At 67.7% G+C, this 20,921-nt stretch carries 16 protein-coding genes and 2 pseudogenes; 10 read left to right on the top strand and 8 right to left on the bottom strand.

Going from position 1 to position 20,921, the window contains the following annotated elements; all coding sequences use genetic code 11:
* Positions 1-16 precede the first annotated feature (16 nt).
* On the top strand, positions 17-961 hold the full coding sequence (locus ISN38_RS05545) for a glycerophosphodiester phosphodiesterase family protein (RefSeq protein ID WP_003468853.1): 945 nt from the start codon (positions 17-19) through the stop codon (positions 959-961).
* Positions 962-1,261: 300 nt separating this feature from the next.
* Here the strand turns inward: ISN38_RS05545 and xopAF are convergent, their stop codons facing one another.
* A complete protein-coding gene (xopAF, locus tag ISN38_RS05540) occupies positions 1,262-1,927 on the bottom strand; it encodes a XopAF/AvrXv3 family type III secretion system effector (protein WP_038237762.1) in 666 nt (221 codons plus the stop codon).
* A 608-nt stretch (positions 1,928-2,535) separates the two neighbouring features.
* Between xopAF and pbpC the strand changes: the two are divergent.
* Positions 2,536-4,957, top strand: a pseudogene (gene pbpC / locus ISN38_RS05535) (penicillin-binding protein 1C).
* 217 nt (positions 4,958-5,174) lie between these two features.
* On the opposite strand, the gene ISN38_RS05530 reads toward pbpC, so the two are convergent.
* Positions 5,175-5,750, bottom strand: a complete 576-nt coding sequence (locus ISN38_RS05530) for a ferritin-like domain-containing protein (RefSeq protein WP_058361639.1) — start codon at positions 5,748-5,750, stop codon at positions 5,175-5,177.
* Positions 5,751-5,785: 35 nt separating this feature from the next.
* Positions 5,786-6,268: a peroxiredoxin gene (locus ISN38_RS05525; protein WP_003468860.1), complete on the bottom strand. Its 483-nt coding sequence runs from the start codon at positions 6,266-6,268 to the stop codon at positions 5,786-5,788.
* Positions 6,269-6,437: 169 nt separating this feature from the next.
* On the opposite strand from ISN38_RS05525, the gene ISN38_RS05520 reads away from it, so the two are divergent.
* Positions 6,438-6,905 carry an Hsp20/alpha crystallin family protein gene (locus ISN38_RS05520; RefSeq protein ID WP_003468862.1) on the top strand — a complete coding sequence of 156 codons (468 nt, stop codon included), beginning with the start codon at positions 6,438-6,440 and terminating at the stop codon, positions 6,903-6,905.
* Between the two features lie 136 nt (positions 6,906-7,041).
* Positions 7,042-7,938 (top strand): DnaJ C-terminal domain-containing protein, encoded by an 897-nt coding sequence (locus tag ISN38_RS05515; RefSeq protein ID WP_003468863.1) that lies wholly within the window; start codon positions 7,042-7,044, stop codon positions 7,936-7,938.
* A 323-nt stretch (positions 7,939-8,261) separates the two neighbouring features.
* Here ISN38_RS05515 and pilH read toward each other — a convergent pair whose 3' ends face one another.
* Together pilH and ISN38_RS05505 are read right to left on the bottom strand one after the other, a co-directional pair.
* A complete protein-coding gene (gene pilH, locus ISN38_RS05510; protein ID WP_003467543.1) occupies positions 8,262-8,645 on the bottom strand; it encodes a twitching motility response regulator PilH in 384 nt (127 codons plus the stop codon).
* 82 nt (positions 8,646-8,727) lie between these two features.
* Positions 8,728-9,732, bottom strand: coding sequence for an acrylyl-CoA reductase family protein (locus ISN38_RS05505; RefSeq protein WP_206712201.1), 1,005 nt, complete (start codon positions 9,730-9,732; stop codon positions 8,728-8,730).
* A gap of 142 nt (positions 9,733-9,874) precedes the next feature.
* Between ISN38_RS05505 and hflK the strand changes: the two genes are divergently transcribed.
* From hflK to ISN38_RS05475, 6 genes and pseudogenes are all read left to right on the top strand, one after another.
* Positions 9,875-11,020, top strand: coding sequence for an FtsH protease activity modulator HflK (hflK, locus tag ISN38_RS05500; protein ID WP_003467541.1), 1,146 nt, complete (start codon positions 9,875-9,877; stop codon positions 11,018-11,020).
* The gene (gene hflC, locus ISN38_RS05495; RefSeq protein ID WP_003467539.1) at positions 11,017-11,877 is read left to right on the top strand and encodes a protease modulator HflC; all 861 of its coding nucleotides are present in this window, start codon (positions 11,017-11,019) and stop codon (positions 11,875-11,877) included. Before hflK ends, hflC begins: the two co-directional genes overlap by 4 nt.
* Before the next feature lie 176 nt (positions 11,878-12,053).
* On the top strand, positions 12,054-12,239 hold the full coding sequence (locus ISN38_RS05490; RefSeq protein WP_003467537.1) for a DUF2065 domain-containing protein: 186 nt from the start codon (positions 12,054-12,056) through the stop codon (positions 12,237-12,239).
* Between the two features lie 269 nt (positions 12,240-12,508).
* The gene (locus ISN38_RS05485; RefSeq protein WP_003467534.1) at positions 12,509-13,801 is read left to right on the top strand and encodes an adenylosuccinate synthase; all 1,293 of its coding nucleotides are present in this window, start codon (positions 12,509-12,511) and stop codon (positions 13,799-13,801) included.
* A 420-nt stretch (positions 13,802-14,221) separates the two neighbouring features.
* A pseudogene (locus ISN38_RS05480) lies at positions 14,222-15,443 on the top strand (DUF1444 domain-containing protein).
* A 135-nt stretch (positions 15,444-15,578) separates the two neighbouring features.
* Positions 15,579-18,236, top strand: a complete 2,658-nt coding sequence (locus ISN38_RS05475; protein WP_058362404.1) for a M1 family metallopeptidase — start codon at positions 15,579-15,581, stop codon at positions 18,234-18,236.
* 324 nt (positions 18,237-18,560) lie between these two features.
* Here the strand turns inward: ISN38_RS05475 and ISN38_RS05470 are convergent.
* The 3 genes from ISN38_RS05470 to ISN38_RS05460 form a co-directional block, all read right to left on the bottom strand.
* Positions 18,561-19,711 (bottom strand): IS3 family transposase gene (locus tag ISN38_RS05470; protein WP_206712200.1). Its coding sequence is split into 2 segments (ribosomal slippage): positions 18,561-19,456 and positions 19,456-19,711, totalling 1,152 coding nucleotides; the frame shifts between segments, so codons are not numbered across the junction.
* 41 nt (positions 19,712-19,752) lie between these two features.
* The gene (locus ISN38_RS05465) at positions 19,753-20,325 is read right to left on the bottom strand and encodes a hypothetical protein (protein ID WP_003465550.1); all 573 of its coding nucleotides are present in this window, start codon (positions 20,323-20,325) and stop codon (positions 19,753-19,755) included.
* A gap of 126 nt (positions 20,326-20,451) precedes the next feature.
* Positions 20,452-20,763 carry a hypothetical protein gene (locus ISN38_RS05460; RefSeq protein ID WP_230839078.1) on the bottom strand — a complete coding sequence of 104 codons (312 nt, stop codon included), beginning with the start codon at positions 20,761-20,763 and terminating at the stop codon, positions 20,452-20,454.
* Between the last annotated feature and the right edge of the window lie 158 nt (positions 20,764-20,921).

Genomic DNA, 20,921 nt, shown 5'->3' with positions numbered 1-20,921 from the left:
CCGGATTGCCACTGCCATGAAATCTTCCCTGTTGCCTCTGTTGTTGCTGGGCAGCGCCCTCGCCGGTCCCGCCGCTGCAGCCCCCGCCGGCAGTGCCGCCAGCCAGGCGCGCCTGGCCGATCCCGCCGGCGGCATCTTCGTCGTCGCCCATCGCGGCTGCCACAATCCGGCGCCCGAGCATGGTTTCTCCGGCCACGCGCCGGAGAACTCGCTGTCCGGCCTGGAGCGCTGCGTGGCGCTGGGCGTGGACATGCTGGAAACCGACATCCGCCGCGCCGCCGATGGCACCCTGGTGATGTTCCACGACGCTACCGTCGAACGCACCACCGATGGCAGTGGCAAGGTGGCCGAGATGACCTGGGCGCAGCTGTCGCGGTTGCGCCTGCGCGATGACGAGGGCGGCGCCGATGCGCCGCTCACCGACCAGCATCCGGTGACCCTGGAGCAGATGCTGGCCGCGGCCAAGGGCCGGATCATGCTCAATCTCGACGTCAAGGCGCCGATCTACGCCGAGGTGGCCGACGCAGTGCGGCGCGCGGGCATGCAGCGCCAGGTGGTGCTCAAGACCGAGGTCGGCGTGCACAGCCAGCCGCTGGCGTCGCTGCCGCCGTTCGATCAGGTGAACTTTACCCCGGTGCTGCTCAATCCGCCGGGCAGCGACGACCTGCTGCAGACCGTGCGCACCCAGACCGGCGGCAAGGTGCGTCCGGTGGCGATCGAACTGCCACGGATGCGCGCCGAGCAACTGCCGCCGATAGCCGCGCTGGCCAGCAAGCAGCACGTGCGGCTGCTGGTCAACACGCTGTGGGAAGGTTTCATCGCCGGCTACGGCGGCGACGCCGATGCGCTGCGCGATCCGGATGCGGTGTGGGGGCGTCTGCACCGCGCCGGCATCGGCGCGTTCCAGACCGACGAACCCGAAGCCCTGCTGCGCTACCGCGCCTCGCTCGAGAAGCGCTGAGCGCGCGGTTCGCCACGCACCTGTGCGTATCGATCGCCGTTTTCCGCTTGCGGATTCGGCGATCGCGCCAGACCGGGGCGATGCGCACGTGTTGTCGTGCAACGCCATGCGGACCGCGACGTCGCCGTGCCGTTGCTTGTGGCGTCGTCGGCGCGGCTAGCCGCTAGCCAGCAAGTGTCCTGCGGTGTTGCCGGTGCCACTTGCCGGTTTCGGCCCTCGCGTTTTCTGCTTTTTTCATGCAGCCTTGGTGGTTCGGCCCATCCGCATGGTTGCCCGCAAGCTGCCACACTGCGCTACGCATCAGGCCACGATATGCGTGAAGAACTGCACCGAATGATCTTCCAGGATGACGGCGCCTAATGGCGTGTTGTCTGTGCGTTTTTCGCAGGTTTGATCGAATTCCACCGGGATGTGTGCTTCCTGGAATAGCGTGCGCAGCTGTTTTACCGTGGCTATCGAAGCGGCGTTATCACGTTCGCCGCCATGCATGGCGACCCGCAGCGTCAAGCCTTGCTGCTGCGTCCTCTCCACATAGCGCTGCAGCGACGCCATCACCTCCGGCGCCATCTCCTGCCGTGCGAACGGAAGCAGATGAAAAACGCGCGCCTTCGCCCCTGGCAGGCAAGCGCCAGTGCGGCGGTCGATCTTTTCCGCAGCGCAGGCGACAGCGATGCACGAACCCATATCATCGGTCACAACCGGCGTGTTGCGCTTGCTTGTTCCCGTGCTGTAGAGGTGGCTGGTGCTGGCGTCGTTGCGGACCAGGTAGTTGAAGCCCGCCACTTTCACAACGGTGGAGCTGTCGATCTCGATCGTGCCAGGCTGTTCGGCATCAGCATCAGCATCAGCATCAGCATCAGCATCGGCATCGCCGACCAGAATGCAGGGAAACGCCGTAGGCTCCCGGTCTTTGATCGCAGTGTGCTTACGCCGTCGCGCCGCCTGATAGGCATCGGCCGACACCATGGTCAGGCACTCGCCTTCGCGATCCAGGCGATGGTGCGACACCTTGCGTGGGGCACGGTCCAGGCCTTCCGGCGCCGCTGGCTCCATCAGCGGAGGCGACGCCGACAAATGTTCCGTCGAAGGCGACGGAGACGCGTACTCCGGGTAAGGTGAGTAGCTCGCGGCGTACCTGCCGCTGTGCCTTCTGGAGGTGCCCGAATAGCAGTTTCCCATGGCCGGTCTCGTTGGCAGGTTTTTTGGCGGGCACTACGATAGTGCGTCACATGTCTCAATGTTCGGAAATTCAGAATTCCTGTGTAGTTTCGCGAAGGGCACCAGGCATCGGAAACAGCAACAAAGACCGAGCTGCGCCTGCTCGTCTTGCCGCTGATCGTCGCTGCTGCGCTTGTGTGGATCAGTGGGGCCGGCACGGCGTTCCAGCTGAGGTCCGCCGGCTGCCGGGCAGTGGTTGCTGCCATGCCCCTGCCGCGCGTGGCGATGGGGTTTGCAGCGACCAACCAAACGACTGCGCAGCGGCTAGGCGGGCAGCACCGCCGGTGAGTGTGCGCAGCGCGGATGCGCCGATGCGGTCGCAACAGGCAAAATAACCGCTTCCAACGGGAGCCCGCATGCCACAGGACGTATCCGCTGCCACGCTTCCCGCGCGGCGCACCTGGCGCTGGAAGCGCCTGCTGTCGCGGCCGCCTTGGGGCCGCCTGCCATGGCGCCTGCTGCGCTGGGGCACCGCGGCGCTGCTGGCCACGCTGTTGCTGCTGGACCTTGCATTCCCGCTGCCGCTGCCGAAATCGCGCGATACCTCCACCCTGGTGGTCGCCGCCGACGGCACCCCGCTGCGCGCCTTCGCCGACGGCAACGGCGTGTGGCGCTACCCGGCCACGCCGCAGAGCGTGTCGCCGCTGTACCTGCAGGCGCTGCTGAACTACGAGGACCGCTGGTTCTGGCACCACCCCGGGGTCAATCCGTGGGCGCTGCTGCGCGCCGGCAAGCAGTGGCTGTTTTCGCGCCGCATCGTGTCCGGCGGTTCCACCCTGACCATGCAGGTGGCGCGGATCCTGATGCCGGACGAGGTCAGCACGCGCACGCCGCTGGGCAAGCTGCAGCAGCTGCTGCGCGCACTGCAGCTGGAAGCGCACCTGAGCAAGCGCCAGATCCTGCAGCTGTACCTGGAGCGCGCGCCCTACGGCGGCACCATCGAGGGCGTGGACGCGGCGAGCTGGGCCTACCTGGGGAAACCGGCCGCGCGCCTGTCGCAGGCCGAAGCGGCGCTGCTGGCGGTGCTGCCGCAGGCACCGAGCCGGCTGCGTCCGGACCGGCATCCGCAAGCCGCGCGCGCCGCGCGCGACAAGGTGCTCGAGCGCATGGTCGAACTGCACGTGTGGCCACGCGCGCAGGTCGACGACGCGCGCATCGAGCCTGTGGTGGCGCGCTCGCTGCAGGCGCCGATGCATGCTGCGCTGCTGGCCGAACGCCTGCGCCGGCAATCGCCGCGCGCCGCGCACATCGTCTCCACCCTCGACGCCGACCTGCAGCGCACCCTGGAGGATCGGGTCAGCGCGTATTTCTCGCAGCTGCCCGAGCGCACCTCCGCGGCGTTGCTCGTGGTGGACAACCGCGACCTGCAGGCGCGCGCCTACATCGGCTCGGTGACGTTCGGCGACCGCAAGCGGCTCGGCGACGTGGACATGGTTCAGGCCTGGCGCTCGCCCGGCTCCACGCTCAAGCCGTTCCTGTATGGCATGGCCCTGGACGACGGCATGATCCATTCCGAAAGCCTGCTGGTGGATGCGCCGCAGAGCTTTGGCGACTACCGTCCGGGCAACTTCGATGAAGCCTTCAACGGCCCGGTCGGCGCCGCCAGCGCCTTGCGCCTGTCGCTGAACGTGCCGGCGGTGGACCTGCTCGATCGGGTCGGGCCGGCGCGTTTCGCCGCACGCCTGAACAATGCCGGCATCGGCCTGAAGTTTCCGCGCGGCAGCACCCCGAATCTGGCCTTGATCCTCGGTGGCACCGGCGCGCAGCTGGAACAGCTGGTCGGCGCCTTCGCCGCGCTGAACCGCGACGGCATCGCCGGGCATGTGCGCTACACCGCCACCGATAAGATCATCGACCGGCGGCTGATGTCGCCCGGCGCGGCGTGGATCGTGCGCGAGATTCTCCAGGCCAATCCGCGCCCCGGCTACGGCATCGGCACCTTCGACGTCGGCACGCGCCCGCGGGTGGCATGGAAGACCGGCACCAGCTACGGCTACCGCGATGCCTGGGCGATCGGTAGCACCCGCCGCTACACGGTCGGCGTGTGGGTCGGGCGCCCGGACGGCACCCCGTTGCCTGGCCAGTACGGCGCGGTGACCGCGCTGCCGCTGATGTTCGAGACTATCGACAGCCTGCCGCGCGCGCGGCGACAACGCGCCGCGGCCGATGCCGGGCAACGTGCAACAGCTGGACGTGTGCTGGCCACTGGGCATCGCCGCCGAACAGACCCCGCCCGCGCTGTGCCAGCGGCGCTTCTCCGCCTACGCGCTGGACGGCGCGGTGCCGCCGACCTTCGCCGAGCGCGACGCGCGGCTATGGAGCGCCGGCCGCGACACGGTGCAGGTGGACGCGCGCAGCGGCCTGCGCCTGTCGCCCGATTGCGCGCGTCCGCACACGCCGGTGCAGCGCGAACTCGCGCGCTGGCCGGCGCTGCTGACCCCATGGCTGCACGCCAGCGAACGCCAGGCCGGACAACTGCCCGCACTGGCGCCGGACTGCCGCGACGATGGCCACGGCGGCAACGACGTGCTGCGCATCGAAGGCCTCAACGACCTCGCCACGCTGGCGCGCGCGCCGGGCAGCCCCAGCGTGCGCCTGCAGGTGCGCGCGCTCGGCACCACCGCGCCGGTGGACTGGCTGCTGGATGGGCGCTGGATCGCGCGCACCGAGGGCGCGCGCAACTTCCAGCGCGATTTCGCCGATGCCGGCGACCATACCCTGACTGCGCTGGCCAGCAATGGCGCCTGGACGCAGGTGCGGTTCCGGGTGTTGCATTGAGTGCGCCCGACAGGGTATTGCTTCGGCAGTGGGGAATTTCATGATTGCTGTAGGAGCGGCTTCAGCCGCGACATGAACTTACCGAAGGTACCTGTCGCGGCTGAAGTTGCTCCTACAGGAGGGGCGGGCTTTACCGGCGAACCCCGCCGCGCTTGCCACAAAAAAAAGCGCCCGGCAGGTGCCGGGCGCTGGATGTGCATGCGCGCGATCCGCAGACCTACTTCCCGATCCACCCTTCCAGCAGGTCGGAAAACTCGTCGGCATGCTCTTCTTCCTGGGCCAGGATCTGCTCCAGGATGCGCTTGGTGGTGGTGTCCTTGTCGCCGACGAAATGGATCATCTCGCGATAGCTGTCGATGGCGATGCGCTCGGCGATCAGGTTCTCCTTGACCATGTCGCGCAGGTCTTCGCCTTCCTTGTACTCGGCGTGCGAACGCGCGGTCAGGGTGTCGGGATTGAGGTCCGGCTCGCCGCCCAGCTGCACGATGCGCTCGGCCAGCTTGTGCGCATGCTCCTGCTCCTGCTGCGCGTGCTCCAGGAACTCGCCCTTGATCGCGTCGGCGAGCATGCCCGAGGCCATGAAGTAGTGGCGGTAGTAACGCAGCACGCACACGTATTCGGTGGCGAGCGCATCGTTGAGCAGCTTGATTACCGCCTCGCGGTCGGCGCTGTAGCTCTTGGTGATCGCGCCGTCTTCGATGCTCTGGCGCGCGTTGGCGCGCAGCGTGGCGGTATCGGTGAGGCCGGCGGTGTGCTGCAGCGGCTTGGCGTCGTTGGCTGGCGTGTTGGACATGGCTGGCCGGTTCCTGTGTGATGGGTGAAAGGAGATCAGTCGGGAAGGTGTTGCAGCACGTAGTCGGCGGCGGAGACCTTGAATTCGCCCGGCGCCTCGACGAACAGCGCACGCACCACGCCGTCCTCGGCGTACAGCGCGAAGCGCCGCGCACGCACGCCCATGCCGTAGCTGCTGGCGTCCATTTCCAGGCCCAGCGCCTTGGCCAGTTCGCCGTTGCCGTCGGACAGCATCTGCAGGCCGTCGGGGACCAGCTGGCTGGTGCCCCAGGCCTGCATCACGAACGGGTCGTTGACCGCCATGCAGTACACCTCGATGCCACGCTTGCGGAATTCCTCGAAGTGCTCAACGTAGCCGGGCAGGTGCTTCTCCGAACAGGTCGGGGTGAACGCGCCGGGTACCGCGAACAGCAGCGCGTTACGGCCGTCGAACAGGTTGCGCGTGTCCACCTGTTCCACGCCCTCGCGGATGCGTTGCAGGACCACTTCGGGAATGCGTTCGCCGGGCTGGATGGGCATGTCGGGCTCCTTGGATGAATCGAGTCTAGAAATCGGAATGGGAAGGCAGCGTCAAGGCCCTTGAAAAGCGCGGGCCGGTTCCTATCTGGCAGGCATGGCGGCGGGCCTGGCCCGGCGCCGCGAACCACCCGTCAGGGTTCATCCCATTCACGTTGCAGGAGACTACGAGATGAGCATCGTCCGTTATCGTCCGTTGCCGGCCCAGGCCGCCTTCCAGAACGAGATCAAGCAGGTGTTCGACCGCTTCTTCGACCCCAATGGCGGCACCGACGAGTCGGCCGTCGTCACCGCGCAGTGGGTGCCGCGCGTTGACATCAAGGAAGAGGCCGAGCGTTTCGTGCTGTACGCCGACCTGCCCGGCATCGACCCATCCGAGATCGAGGTGTCGATGGACAAGGGCATCCTGTCGATCAGGGGCGAGCGCAAGAACGAGACCGCCGCCGACAGCGAGCGCTTCTCGCGCATCGAGCGCCGCTACGGCAGCTTCCACCGCCGCTTCGCGCTGCCGGACAGCGCCGATCCCGACAACATTTCCGCCACCGGCTACCATGGCGTGCTGGAAGTGCGCATCCCCAAGCGCCCGGCGAGCACGCCGCGCCGGATCCAGGTCGACACCGGGGCCACGATCGTGCAGTAAGCGCACGCACGCGCTGGCGACGCCGCGGCGTCGCCGCGCCTTCGCGGCCGGCCAGTAGAATGGCCGGGCGATGGTGCGCAGCATGCAACCGGCCCGTTGCCGCAAGGCGGCGGGCCGACTCTTTTTGAGGTGATGGATGGAATTCAAGGATTACTACGCGACCCTGGGCGTGGAGCCCAGCGCGGGCGACGCCGAGATCAAAACTGCCTATCGGCGGCTGGCGCGCAAATACCATCCCGACGTCAGCAAGGAGGCCGGCGCCGAGGACAAGTTCAAGGCCATCAACGAGGCCTACGAGGCGCTGCGCGATCCGCCCAAGCGCGCCGCCTACGACCAGCTGCGCGCGCAGGGCTATCGGCCCGGCGAAGAGTTCCAGGCTCCGCCCAACTACGGCGGCGCGCAGGGCTACGACTTCGAGGAAGTGTTCGGCAACGGCGGCGCCGGCGGCGGCTTCAGCGATTTCTTCGAGAGCCTGTTCGCGCGTCAGCAGCGCGCGCGCCAGGGCGGCGCCGGTCCCGGTCCCGGCCCGGGCGCGGGACCGGCGCCGCGCGGCGACACCCGCGCCAAGCTGGCGGTACCGCTGGAGGCGGTGTACAGCGGCGACAGCGTGCGCATCACCATCAATGGCCGCCAGCTGGACGTGCGCGTACCCAAGGGCGTGCGCCCCGGCCAGGTGATCCGGCTGAGCGGGCAGGGCAATGGCGGCAGCAACCTGCTGCTGGAGATCGAATACGCCGCGCACCCGCAGTTCGAGGTGGACGGGCTCAACATCCTCTACACCCTGCCGGTGACGCCGTGGCAGGCGGCGTTGGGCACCAGCATCAGCGTGCCGACCCTGGGCGGTGCGGTGGAACTGAAGATCCCGCCGGAGTCCGATGCCGGGCGCAAGCTGCGCCTGCGCGGCCGCGGCCTGCCGGGCACCCCGGCGGGCGACCAGATCGTGGAACTGGAAGTGCTGGCGCCGGCGCCGGAAACCGAGGCGCAGCGCAAGGCGTATCGGGGGTTGGCCAAGGCGTTCGGTGAGGTGGTCTGAGGGGCGGGACGCGGGACTCGGGACTTTCGCAAGTTCGGCGCATTTCTGCTTTTTTGTAGGAGGGGCTTCAGCCCCGACGCCTTACCGGTAACGCGTCGGGGCTGAAGCCCCTCCTACAAAAAAGCGGCTGCGCCGGAGCTGCAAAAAAAGCCGTTTTTTTGAAAAAATCGGTCCTTTTTGCATCAAATCGCTTGACATGGAGATGCCCCGGGACATCATTCTGCCGTCCCGAGTCCCGAGTCCCGAGTCCCGAGTCCCGAGTCCCGAGTCCCGAGTCCCGAGTCCCGAGTCCCGAGTCCCGAGTCCCGAGTCCCGAGTCCGTCTCACCCCTTCTGCCCATCCTCCCCACTGAACACACGCTCGATCACCTCGGACAGCTCGTCCTCGGAAAACGGCTTGGTGATGTAGGCGCGCGCGCCCTGGCGCATGCCCCACATGCGGTCGGTGTCCTGGTCCTTGGTGGTGACCAGGATCACCGGGATGTGCTGCGTGCTCGGTTCGCGGCGCAGGGTGCGGGTGGCCTGGAAGCCGTTGAGGTTGGGCATCACCACGTCCATCAGCACCAGGTCCGGCAACGCCGCCTTGGCCGCTTCCACGCCGGCCGCGCCGTCGGTGGCGGTGAGCGTTTCGTGGCCCAGCTTTTCGACGATGCGCTGGATGCCGAGCAACTGCGACGGCGAATCGTCGACGATCAGGATGCGTGCCATGTGTTTCCCCCTTGGAAGCACGAGTGTAGTGGCAGCGGCGCGCACCCGGAAAGCGGTGCGCATCACACCCACCCGGGGGCGTCTACGCCGCCGGATCCAGCCGCACCACGGTGCGTCCGAACGATTGTCCGGCGAGCATCGTCGCGAACACCGCGGGCAGGCCGGACAGCTCCACCTCGCGGGTGCAGATCGCGTCCAGGTGGCGCGGTTTCCAGTCGCTGCCCAGGTGCTGCCAGATCCGGTCGCGCAGGTCGCGGGCGGTGCCGGCCGAGCCGATCCCCAGCAGCGACACGCCGCGCAGGATGAACGGCATCACCGTCATGTCCAGCTCCGGGGTCGCCGCCAGCCCGGCGCTGGCGACGTTACCGTACGGCGCCGTCTGCGCCAGCAGGCTGGTCAGCATCGCGCCGCCGACGTTGTCCAGGCCGCCGCCGAAGCACACCGACTCCAAAGGGCGCCTGGTCTGCAGCGCGTCGCGGCCCAGCACCTGACTGGCGCCCAGCGCCTTCAGGTGCTTGGCGCGGTCGGCCTTGCCGCTGACCGCATGCACCTCGAAGCCGGCGCGGCTGAACAGGTCGATCGCCAGCGAGCCGACCCCGCCGGTGGCGCCGGTCACGCACAGCGGGCCGTGTTCCGGGGTCTGCCGGTTGTCGAGCAGGCGCAGCAGCGCCAGCGCCGCGGTGAAGCCGGCGGTGCCCAGCACCATGCTCTCGCGCAAGCTCAGCCCGGCCGGCAGCGGCACCACCCACTTGGCCTCCAGTCGCGCGTACTGGCTGTAGCCGCCGTCGCGGGTCTCGCTGAGGCCGCAGCCGGTGACCAGCACCGCATCGCCCTCCTTGCATCCCGGATCGCTGGAGGCCACCACATGCCCGGCCACGTCGATGCCGCCCACCAACGGGAAACGGCGCAGGATCTTGCCCTGTCCGGTGCCGGCCAGCGCGTCCTTGAAGTTCACCGACGACCAGGCGCCGCGGATCACCACCTCACCCGGGCTCAGCTGATCCAGCCCCACCGGCTCGACTGCGGCGCGGTAGCCGGCATCGTCCTGATGGATGCGGAAAGCAGGGAAGCGGGCGGGGAGCGACATCGCGAACACCTTGGTCGGCACGAAGGAATGCACCAAGATACCCTTTCGAAACGTCGGATCTGCCCCATCTTGTAGAATCGGCGACTCACTTACGGTGACCGGCGCGCACCGACGCGCCGCCACCTACCTTCTTGGAGCATGCATGGCCTGGAATACACCCGGCGGCAAGGGCGGAGATGGCTCGGACAATCACGGGCGCAATCCCTGGAAGCCTCGTGGCGGCAATGGCGGCGGCAAGTGGGGCGGGCTGCCGGGTCCGTTGAAGGACCTGTTCGGCGGCGACGGCGCCAACATCGGCCGCTGGGTGCTGGCGGCGGTGGTGCTGTTGTTGCTGTTCAGCAGCTTCCAGCTGATCGGCGAGCAGCAGCGCGGCGTGGTGCTGCGCTTCGGCCAGTTCTCGCGGATCCTGCAGCCGGGGCCGAACTTCAAGCTGCCGTGGCCGATCGAATCGGTGCGCAAGGTCAACGCCACGGAGATCAAGACCTTCAGCAACCAGGTGCCGGTGCTGACCCGCGACGAGAATATCGTCAGCGTCTCGCTCAACGTGCAGTACCGCATCGACGACCCGCGCATGTATGTGTTCGGCTCGCGCAACGCCGACCAGGTGCTGGAGCAGGCCGCGCAGAGCGCGGTGCGCGAACAGGTCGGCCGCGCCGACCTCAACGTGGTGTTGAACAACCGCGGGCCGATGGCCACCGCCGCGCGCGACCGCCTGCAGGCAGCGCTCAGCGCCTACCGCACCGGCCTGATCGTGACCGGGCTGACCCTGCCCGACGCGCGCCCGCCGGAAGAAGTGAAGCCGGCCTTCGACGAGGTCAACGGCGCGCAGCAGGTCAAGGAACGGCTGATCAACGAGGCCCAGGCCTATGCCGCCAAGATGGTGCCGGAAGCCCGCGGTCAGGCCGCGCGTACCCGTACCGTCGCCGAGGGCTACAAGGAAGCGTCGATCGCCCGCGCGCAAGGCGATGCCGAGCGCTTCACCCTGCTGCAGCAGCAGTACCAGAGCGCGCCGGAGGTCACCCGCAAGCGGCTGTGGCTGGAGACGGTGCAGAAGGTGCTGTCGGAGAACCGCAAGGTCATCGGCGGCGACGGCCGCCAGCTGATCTACGTGCCGATGCCGGCCGATGCGGGCAAGGGTGCCGGCGCTGCGGCGCCCGCGTCCGGCGTCGGCATGCCGACGCTGCCGCAGGAGGTCCTGATGCCGTCGCTGTCCAGCAGCCCGGCCGAGAGTATCCGCAGTCCGGAGCGCACGCCGCGCCCGAACGGCCGTGAGGAGGTACAGCCATGAGAATTTCCCTGTGGGCGGGCGTCGCGGTCGCGGCGCTGATCGTGCTGTTCAGCTCGGTGTTCGTGGTGCGCGAAGACCAGACCGCGATGGTGTTGAACCTGGGCCGCGTGGCCCGCGCCGACATCAAGCCTGGCCTGCATTTCAAGTTGCCGTATGAGACCTCGCGCGTGTTCGATCGCCGCTTCCAGGTGCTGGACACGCCGCCGGCGCGCTACTTCACCGCCGAGCAGAAGGACGTCAGCGTCGACTTCTTCGCCATCGGCTACATCTCCGACGTGCGTGCCTTCTACCGCGCCACCGGCGGCGACGAGAAGGTGGCCAACGCACGGCTGGCGCCGATCATCATCGATTCGCTGCGCAACCAGATCAACGCGCGCACCTTGCAGCAGCTGGTGTCCGGCGACCGCAGCGAACTGATCGCGCAGCAGCTGAGCGCGATCAATGCCGCCGGCAAGACCCTGGGCATGCAGATCACCGACCTGCGCATCAAGCAGATCGACCTGCCGACCGACAGCCAGGTGATCACCGACGTGTATGAGCGCATGCGCGCGCAGCGCAAGCAGGAAGCCAGCAAGCTGCGTGCCGAGGGCGAGGAACAGGCCCTGACCATCCGTGCCCAGGCCGACCGCGAAAGCACCGTGCTGGTCGCCGAGGCCGAGCGCGACGCGCAGAAGCTGCGCGGCGAAGGCGATGCGCAGGCCGCCAGCATCTACGGCAAGGCCGGCTCCGCCGACCCGTCGTTCTACGCGTTCTACCGCAGCCTGGAGGCCTATCGCGGCGCGATGGCCGACGGCAACGCGGTGATCGTGCTGGACAAGAACGATCCGTTTTTGCAGTACCTCAAGAGCGAGCGCTGAGGGGGGCGGGACTCGGGACTGGGGACTCGTAAGAGCGAGCTCCCCACTGTAGGAGCGGCTTCAGCCGCGACAGGAACTTGCCGAAGGTGCCTGCGGCTGAAGCCGCTCCTGCAGATGATCCAAGGCCGCTCCAGGCTGACGCGGCTCAACCCATCCCCCCCTTGCCCGAGACCCCCATGCACGACCTGATCGCCGCGCTGTGCCTGATGATCGTCTTCGAAGGGCTGGTGCTGCTGGTTGCGCCGGAGGCCTGGAAGCGGCTGGCGCAGCAGATGCTGGCCATGCCGGCCGCGCAACTGCGTGCGACCGGTGGCGTGGCCCTGGCGGTGGGGCTGGCGGCGCTGTGGTGGGTCCGCGCCTGAGCGGCGGCCGCTGCGGCATCCACGCCGGTCGCGCCACTGAACGCAGCGGCCGAGGGGGTGGTGAGCGTCACCCAAAACCCGGATAATGCACAAAAGCCGGCCGGGCCCGCTCCACACGAGCGCCTCGATCGGCTTTTTCCGTGTAGGGGCCTGCCGCCGCCTGGACGCTCCCCGATGGAGCGGCCGTACCGGCGCCGGCAAGACCCGTGCATGGCCACCACATCCGTGCGGCCCCGATGGCCGCGCAGCAAACCAGGAGTTACCCAGCCATGGGTCAGTCAGTTGTCGTGCTCGGCGCCCAGTGGGGCGATGAAGGCAAAGGCAAGATCGTCGATCTGCTCACCGAGGAAATCGGCGCCGTCGTGCGCTTCCAGGGCGGCCACAACGCCGGCCACACCCTGGTCATCAACGGCAAGAAGACCGTGCTGCACCTGATACCGTCCGGCATCCTGCGCGAAGACGCGTTGTGCCTGATCGGCAACGGCGTGGTGATCTCCCCGGCCGCCTTGATCAAGGAAATCAGCGAGCTGGAGGACGCGGGCGTGGAAGTGCGTTCGCGCCTGAAGATCTCCCCGGCCGCGCCGCTGATCATGCCGTACCACATCGCCCTGGATCAGGCCCGCGAGAAGGCCGCCGGCGGCAAGGCCATCGGCACCACCGGCCGCGGCATCGGCCCGGCCTACGAAGACAAGGTGGCGCGCCGCGGCATCCGCATCGCCGACCTGCATTACCCGCCGCAACTGGAAGAGCTGCTGCGCACCGCACTGGACTACCACAACTTCGTGCTGACCAAGTACCTGGGCGTGGACGCGGTCGATTTTCAGAAGACCTTCGACGAAGCCCTGGCCTTCGGCGACTACGTGCAACCGATGAAGTACGACGTGGCCGGCATCCTCCACGAGCTGCGCAAGCAGGGCAAGCGCGTGCTGTTCGAAGGCGCGCAGGGCGCGCTGCTGGACATCGACCACGGCACCTATCCGTACGTCACCAGTTCCAACACCACCGTCGGCGGCGCGCTGGCCGGCACCGGCGTCGGCGCCGATGCCATCGACTACGTGCTCGGCATCGCCAAGGCCTACGCCACCCGCGTCGGCGGCGGCCCGTTCCCGACTGAACTGGACGACGAAGTGGGCCAGGGCATCCGCGACCGCGGCGCCGAGTACGGCGCCTCCACCGGCCGCCCGCGCCGCTGCGGCTGGATGGACATCGTCGCGCTCAAGCGCGCCGTCGCCATCAACGGCATCTCCGGCCTGTGCATCACCAAGCTCGATGTGCTCGACGGCATGGAGAAGCTGAAGATCTGCATCGCCTACGAATACCGCGGCAAGCGCACCGAATACGCCCCGCTGGACGCGCAGGGCTGGGAAGAGTGCACCCCCGTGTACCTGGAGTTCCCCGGCTGGACCGAGAACACCCACGGCATCACCGAGTGGGACAGGCTGCCCGCCGCCGCCCGCGCCTACCTGCGCGCGCTGGAGGAACTGGCCGGCTGCCCGATCTCGATCGTCTCCACCGGCCCGGACCGCGACCACACGATGGTGCTGCAGGATCCGTTCGCGTGAGTTGAGCGCAGGTCGTAAGAAAAAGCCCCGCACTGCGGGGCTTTTTCGTTGAGTCGCGAAGCTTCACTCGCTTTGCAGGCGGATCAGGGTTGGCGATGGCGGAGCGATACGACGAGGACGGGATCCCATTCCTTCACTCCCAGAACATTCGCGCTTTTGAGCTTTCAGAGAGCCGAGGAGATCGTCAGCGCGTTCGACATGCTGGCAGGCAATCCGTTGATCGGCCGACCGGTCCATGGAGACAGCCGCGAACTGGTGATGGGCCGCGGTTCGCGCGGTGACGTGGCGTTGTATCGCTATGTGGATGTGACCGATACGGTGGTCGTGCTGGCGATTCGCGTACAGCGAGCGGCGGGCTATGCACGCGATGCAGGAAACCGAGGCGCGGACACCCGCGCCAACCACCAAGGAAGACCGCTGATGTTCGCAGCACTGTTCGACAAGCTGTTCAATCGCAAGCCCAGTGCGGATGCGTTCGCCAAGCTGTTCCTCGATGCGCTGCGTGCGCGGCTATCGGGACGCGTTGACCTACCTGCCCGACGAATTCCGCTTTGCCGACCAGCGCGGGCGCATCATCAACCTGCACAACGCCTACCACGCCTACACCACGGCCGATCGCCACGGCCGCGCCGAGGTGCTGCGCAGCTATGCCGCCGCATGCGTCGAAGGTCATAACGAAGACCACGAGACCCGAACATTCGAGCAGGTACGGCCGACGCCGATGCCGGTGATTCGCCATCGCGGCATGCTCGAGGAAATGCGCCTGGAGCACGTGCGCGAGCATGGCTGGGATGCGCCCTTCGCGGTCGTCTGGCGCGAGATTGCCGAGGACTGCGTCGAGTTGCTGGCGATCGACCGCCCCGATTCGACCTCGACCCTGACCCAGGGGCCGAAAGAAGCGTGGGGCATCACCTTCGAGCAAGCCCTGGCCATCGCCCACGACAACCTGCGCGACGCCACGCCGGAGCGCTTCGTCGAGGTTGCCGCAGGTATCTTCAAGGGCGCATGGCAGGATGCCTACGACACCAGCCGCGTGCTGCTGCCCGACGTGCTGCAGCGCGTCCCGGTGAAAGGGCGGCCGGTGTTCAAGCTGCCCACGCGCGATTGCCTGCTGGTGGTGGGCGACCGCGACGAAACCGCGATGGCCGGTATGCTGGAACTGAGCCTGGAAGCGGCCGCGCACGGCCGCTGCATCTCCTCGCTGGTGTTCGCCTACGACGCGCGCCGGATCGTCCCGTTCGCGCTGCCGCAGCCGGAACACCGGCGCCGGCAGGCCGATCTGCGGCGGGTGATGGAGGCCTCCACCTATTCCGTGCAAAAGGAATTCCTGGAAAAGATCCACGCCGCGAACCAGGACGACATTTTCGTCGCCTCCTACCACGTGTTCGAGGAAAACGACGGCAGTGGTCGGCAGTTTTCGGTGGTCACCTGGACCCGCGGCATGGACACCTCGCTGCCCAGGGTCGAGCGCATCGCCTTCGTCACGCCAAAGCAGGACGGCGATGCGGACGTGGTGTTCGTCCAGTGGGACACGGCCGTGGCCGTTGTTGCCGATTTGATGGAGCAGGAACCCGACTTCTATCCGCCGCGCTTTCGCGCGCGCGACTTTCCCAGCGAGGCGCAACTCCGGCAACTGGCATGACCTGGCCGCTGCCATCGGCTCGGCAAGGCGGGGGCCTGTCGGCCCGACCTGATCGTCCGCTGTCCGCATTCCAGGCGGCCGCGCCGAATGCGCCACGCCGTCTGTATCCTGCGCCGTCCCCTTCGAAAAGCCCTCATGCGCCAGATCCTGACGACCGCTATCGCCCTGGCCTTAGCCAGCGTCTCGCCGTGCACGTTCGCTCAGCCGGACAGTCCTGCACCCGGCGTCGCCGCCGTGGTCACCACGCAACTGCCGCGCACCGCAAGGCCGCGCCATTACGCGCTGGAGATCACCCCGCACGCCGACAAGATGACGTTCGACGGCAAGGTCCGCATCGAGCTCGACGTGCTGCAGGCCACCGACCGCATCGTGCTGCAGGCGGCCGCCCTGCGCTTCGGCCGTAGCACCGTGACCGGCGGCAAGTCCAAGGCGGCGCTGGTGGCCAAGGTCGCCAGCGACGCCGACGCGCAGACCGCCAGCTTCGTGTTCGCCCAGCCGCTGGCGCCGGGCAGCTACGTGCTGTCCATCGACTACAGCGGCGTCATCAACACCCAGGCCAACGGCCTGTTCGCGCTGGACTACGCCACCGCGCACGGCCAGCAACGCGCGCTGTACACGCAGTTCGAGAACTCCGACGCGCGCCGCTTCCTGCCGTCCTGGGACGAACCCGACTTCAAGGCCACCTTCGACCTGACGGTGAATGCACCGGCCGCGCAGATGGTGGTCGGCAACATGCCCGTGGCCGCCACCACCGACCTCGGCCATGGCCTCAAGCGCGTCGCGTTCCAGACCACGCCGAAGATGTCCACCTACCTGCTGTTCCTGGGCGTGGGCGATTTCCAGCGCACCGCGCTCAAGGGCGACAACGGCACCGAGATCGGCGTGATCGCCCCGCAGGGCAAGGCCGACCAGGCGCACTTCGCGCTGGAGTCCGGCCGCGACGTGCTGCGCGAATACAACGACTACTTCGGCGTGCGCTATCCGCTGCCAAAGCTGGACAACATCGCCGCGCCGGGCGGCAGCCAGTTCTTCAGCGCCATGGAGAACTGGGGCGCCATCTTCACCTTCGAACATTCGTTGCTGCTGGACCCGGCCGTGTCGGACGTGACCGATCGGCAGCGCGTGTTCACCACGGCCGCGCACGAGATCGCGCACCAATGGTTCGGCGACCTGGTGACCATGGCCTGGTGGGACGACCTGTGGCTCAACGAAGGCTTCGCCACCTGGCTGGAAGGTCGCACCACCGCCAAGCTGCACCCGGAATGGGATATCGACAAGACCGGCCCGGCCCACGTCAGCCGCGCCGCCATGGGCGGAGACGCCTACGCCACCACCCACCCGGTGGTGCAGAAGGTGGACACCGTCGAACAGGCCAGCCAGGCCTTCGACGGCATCACCTACCAGAAGGGCTCGGCGGTGATCGGCATGCTCGAGGACTACGTCGGCGCCGACGCATGGCGCGACGGCGTGCGCCGCTACATCAAGAAGCGCGCCTACGGCAACGCGGTCACCGGCGACCTGTGGCGGGAAATCGACGCCGCCGCACCGGGCAAGCACTTCCAGCAGGTGGCGCACGACTTCACCCTGCAGCCTGGCGTGCCGCTGATCAAGGTCGACTCCAGTTGCAACGCTGGCACCACCGTCGTGCGCCTGGAGCAGGGCGAATACACGCTCGACCGCCCCGACAAGCAACCGTTGCGCTGGCACGTGCCGGTGGCGGTGCGCAGCGGCGAGCGCGAGGAGCGCGTGCTGGTGGACGGCAGCGCGCAGTTGCGGCTGCCCGGCTGCGCCGCACCCGTGCTGGTCAACGCCGGGCAGAAGGGCTACTACCGCACGCTCTACGCACCCGCGCAATTCAAGGCGCTGGCCGCCGGTTTCGCCACGCTGCCGATGGTGGACCAGCTTGGCGTGATGCTGGACACCGGCGCGCTGGCAGACGTGGGCCTGCAACCGCAGGCGGATCTGCTCGACCTGGCAGGCAAGGTGCCGGTGGGCGCAGCGTCCGACCTGTGGACCACGGTGTCCGGCGTCTACTTCGGCATCGACGCCCTGTTTAAGGCCGACCCGAAGGGCCAGGCCGCCTGGCGCCGCTACGCGGTGTCGCGGCTGGCGCCGGAATTGGCCACGCTGGGCTGGGACGAGCGCGATGGCGACTCGGCCCAGGTCAAGCAACTACGCGCGCGCCTGATCGGCACGCTCGGCACCCTGGGAGATGCCGAGGTGATCGCCGAAGCGCGACGCCGCTTCGCCGCCTTCCAGGCCGATTCCAAGACGCTGTCGCCGGAACTGCGCAACACCGTGCTCAACATCGTCGCGTACAGTGCCGACGCCGCCACGTGGGACACCTTGCACCGGATGGCACAGAAGGAAACCTCCTCGATGATCCGCGATCAGGACTTCCAGCTGCTGGCCATCGCCAAGGACGCCACGCTCGCGCAGCGCGCCCTGGACATGGCGCTGACCGACGAACCCGGGGCGACCAACAGCGCCACCATGATCTCGTTGGCGTCATATGATCACCCGGACCTGGCCTTCGATTTCGCCGTGGCCCATCGCGAACGCGTGGATACCCTGGTGAGCACTGGCTCGCGCGCCCGCTACTACCCTTACCTGGGCATGCATTCGGACGACCTGAAGATGGTCGACAAGATCCAGGCGTATGCCGATCGCTACCTTGCTCCGACCTCGCGCCGCGATGCCGACGTCGCCATCGCCGCTATCCGGACCAGCGCGAAGCTGCGTGCGCAGCGGGTGCCGCAGATCAAGGCGTGGTTGGCGGGGCGGAAGGGGTGAGGGTGAGTGGCGGTTGGTCGAGTGCAGCTGGCTTTGGTGATAAGCGTGTTTCGCCGCAGGAGGCGACGGCGATAGGGTGTGCAAATACCCAAATTGGGTAGAAACCTACCCAATTTGGGTACGAGGGCGGGCGGTTGGTGCGCGCGGGTTGGAAGGCCCGCGTCGCTTGCCGAGGGCAGCGGCAAAGTTGAAGTCACAGCGCCCACCTGCCATCATGCGTTGCAATTGCAACGCATGAGGTGTCGCATGAAATCAGCATCCCTTCCTTCGCTCCGGGTCGATCCTGCGCTGCGCGAAGTGGACTGGCCAGAGTTCCGTAGACACTCAGTTGCGGCTCTGCGCGTAGCGCCTTTCAAACTCTACAGGTGACAGCCCGGCAGCGGAACCATTCCGGCGGATCGGGTTGTAGAACATCTCGATGTAGTCGAACACGTCCGATGCTGCCACGGCGCGTGTCGGGTAGATCCGCCGCTTGATCCGCTCCTTCTTCAAGACGCTGAAGAAGCTCTCGGCCACGGCGTTGTCGTGGCAGTTCCCGCGTCGGCTCATGCTCGGCACCATCCGGTGCGCTTTCAGGAACGACTGCCAGTCGCTGCTGGTGAACTGACAGCCCTGATCCGAATGCACCAGCACACCTGGGCCCGGCTTGCGCCGCCAAGCTGCCGCCACCAGCGCCTGCAGTACCAGATCGCTGGTCATCGTCGACGCCGTCGCCCAGCCGACGATCTGCCGCGAGTACAGATCCATCACCGTCGCCAGGAACAGCCAGCCCTCGTAGGTCCTGATGTAGGTGATATCCGTGACCCAGACCTTGTTCGGCGCCTGTGGCGCGAATTCCCGGTTGAGCACATTGGTCACCACGCCCACGGGACCACCGTGATGACGTGGCTTGCGGCCGTAACCGACTTGGGCACGCAGGCCTTCTGCTTTCATCAACCGCAGGACGCGGTGCCGGCTGCAGCGCTCGCCGGCCTCGCGCAGGTCCAGGGTGATCTTGCGATAGCCATACACCGTGCCGCTGGCCAGCCAGTGGTGCTTGATCAGCCCCAGCAGACGCTGATCTTCGCGCTCGCGAGCACTGGCGCCATGGCGCAGCCAGGCGTAGTAGCCACTGCGTTGCACGTCCAGCACCCGGCACATCGCCACCAGACGGAACTCCCGGACGTGCGCGCGCATGAACGCGTACTTCGCCCTTACCCCTTGGCAAAGTACGCGGCGGCTTTTTTTAGGATGTCGCGCTCCTCGGTTACCCGCCGCAGCTCAGCCTTGAGCCGGCGGATCTCGGCCGAGTCGCTCGGCGCGGCCGGGGCTCCAGGGGCCGGTACCGTCTTCTTGGCCGCCTGCACCCAGCCATACAACGTGTGCTTGGGAACCCCTATGCGGGAGGCGACGTCAACCACCGTGAAGCCACGCTCGATCACCTGCCTCTCCGCCTCGGCACGGAACTCATCCGTGTACTGCTTGCTGTTGCCCATAAACACCTCGGTCATTGCCATCAATTATGGCAACTGGATGTCTACGAAAGGCTGGCCAGTCCATATTGCACCGCCCACTCGCGATAACACAGCGCCGCGATACGCTCACGCGGCAGCATGCAGTTGCCGCTGCCCGGTTGTAGCCTATGAGGGAAACTTGGCACCGGCACGCCCATCAATTCGCCGAAGGTGCGGAAGGCGGAGTTGCTGTTGATGGTGGCGCCGAGCAGCTTGAAGCCGTAGTTGGGGTAGTCCAGGTCCTGGGCGTTGAGTTCGGGCATGGCGCATAACGCCGCGTGCCAGCGCGCCAGGATATCGTGCTTGTCGCCGCTGGCGGCGGTACGCGCTGGCTGGCCGTCGCGCAGGTAGCTGGTGCGGTCGGGCTGGGCGCCGATGGCCTGTGCGTAATCGGCGTCGTGCGGGTAGTGCCAGACGCGCAGCGCGTGCCTGCGTGCGTCGGTGCCGATCGGGATCGGCGTGCCGGTGTGCCGGTCGGTGGCCAGGCCGTGCAGTTCGGCCAGGATGCTGCCGCGCTCGTCACGCAGCACCCAGTAGGCGTGGCCGGCGATGCCGGCAATGCAGAGCAAGCGTGCTTCGATCGAATGGTCGCGCATGTGGCTCTTCTTTCCGTCTGCTCGAGACTAGCGCGGTGGGGTGGCGATGCAACTGCCGAGCGCCGCCTTGAGGTCCTGCATCGCCTGCGCCATGACGGCTGCAGCGGCGCGCGATTGCGTGGGGTGTTAGCGCCGCGCGCGCCGCCAGGCGATCAGCGCGGCGACCGCCGCCACGGCGGCAATCGTGCCGACGGCGGCCACCCTGGTCGCCAAGCGCGTGCGCTGCGCGCGTCGGCGCAGGTCGCTGTCGGTGCCGCCTGCAGACAGGGGCGACTGGAACACCTCGCTGCGGGTGCCCGGTGCGCCGCGTGCGCGGAGCGCTTTGGCTGGCGCCTTGGCGCCGCGGCCTGGGGCGTCTGCGTGGGCGCCATTGGCGCTGTGGAGGGGCGTGGCGGCTGCTGTGGTCATGCTTTTCGTTGTCCTGCGCGCTGCGGTCATGCGTGCGTCTCGCCTGTGCTGTGATGTAGGTACATTTTGAATGCTCCCAAGCGCAACGTTAACGCAGCGCGGGCGAAAAGTAAGAATTCCCATCGCGTGCGGCGACATTGCGCCGCGTCGCAGCCGCTGATCCGTTCAGATGCCGGGATGGCGTCTTC

It is taken from the genome of Xanthomonas translucens pv. undulosa (genome assembly GCF_017301775.1).
Lineage (GTDB): Bacteria > Pseudomonadota > Gammaproteobacteria > Xanthomonadales > Xanthomonadaceae > Xanthomonas_A > Xanthomonas_A translucens.
The sequence above is the reverse complement of the archived record's forward strand: the minus strand, read 5'-3'. Positions and strand labels throughout refer to the sequence as shown.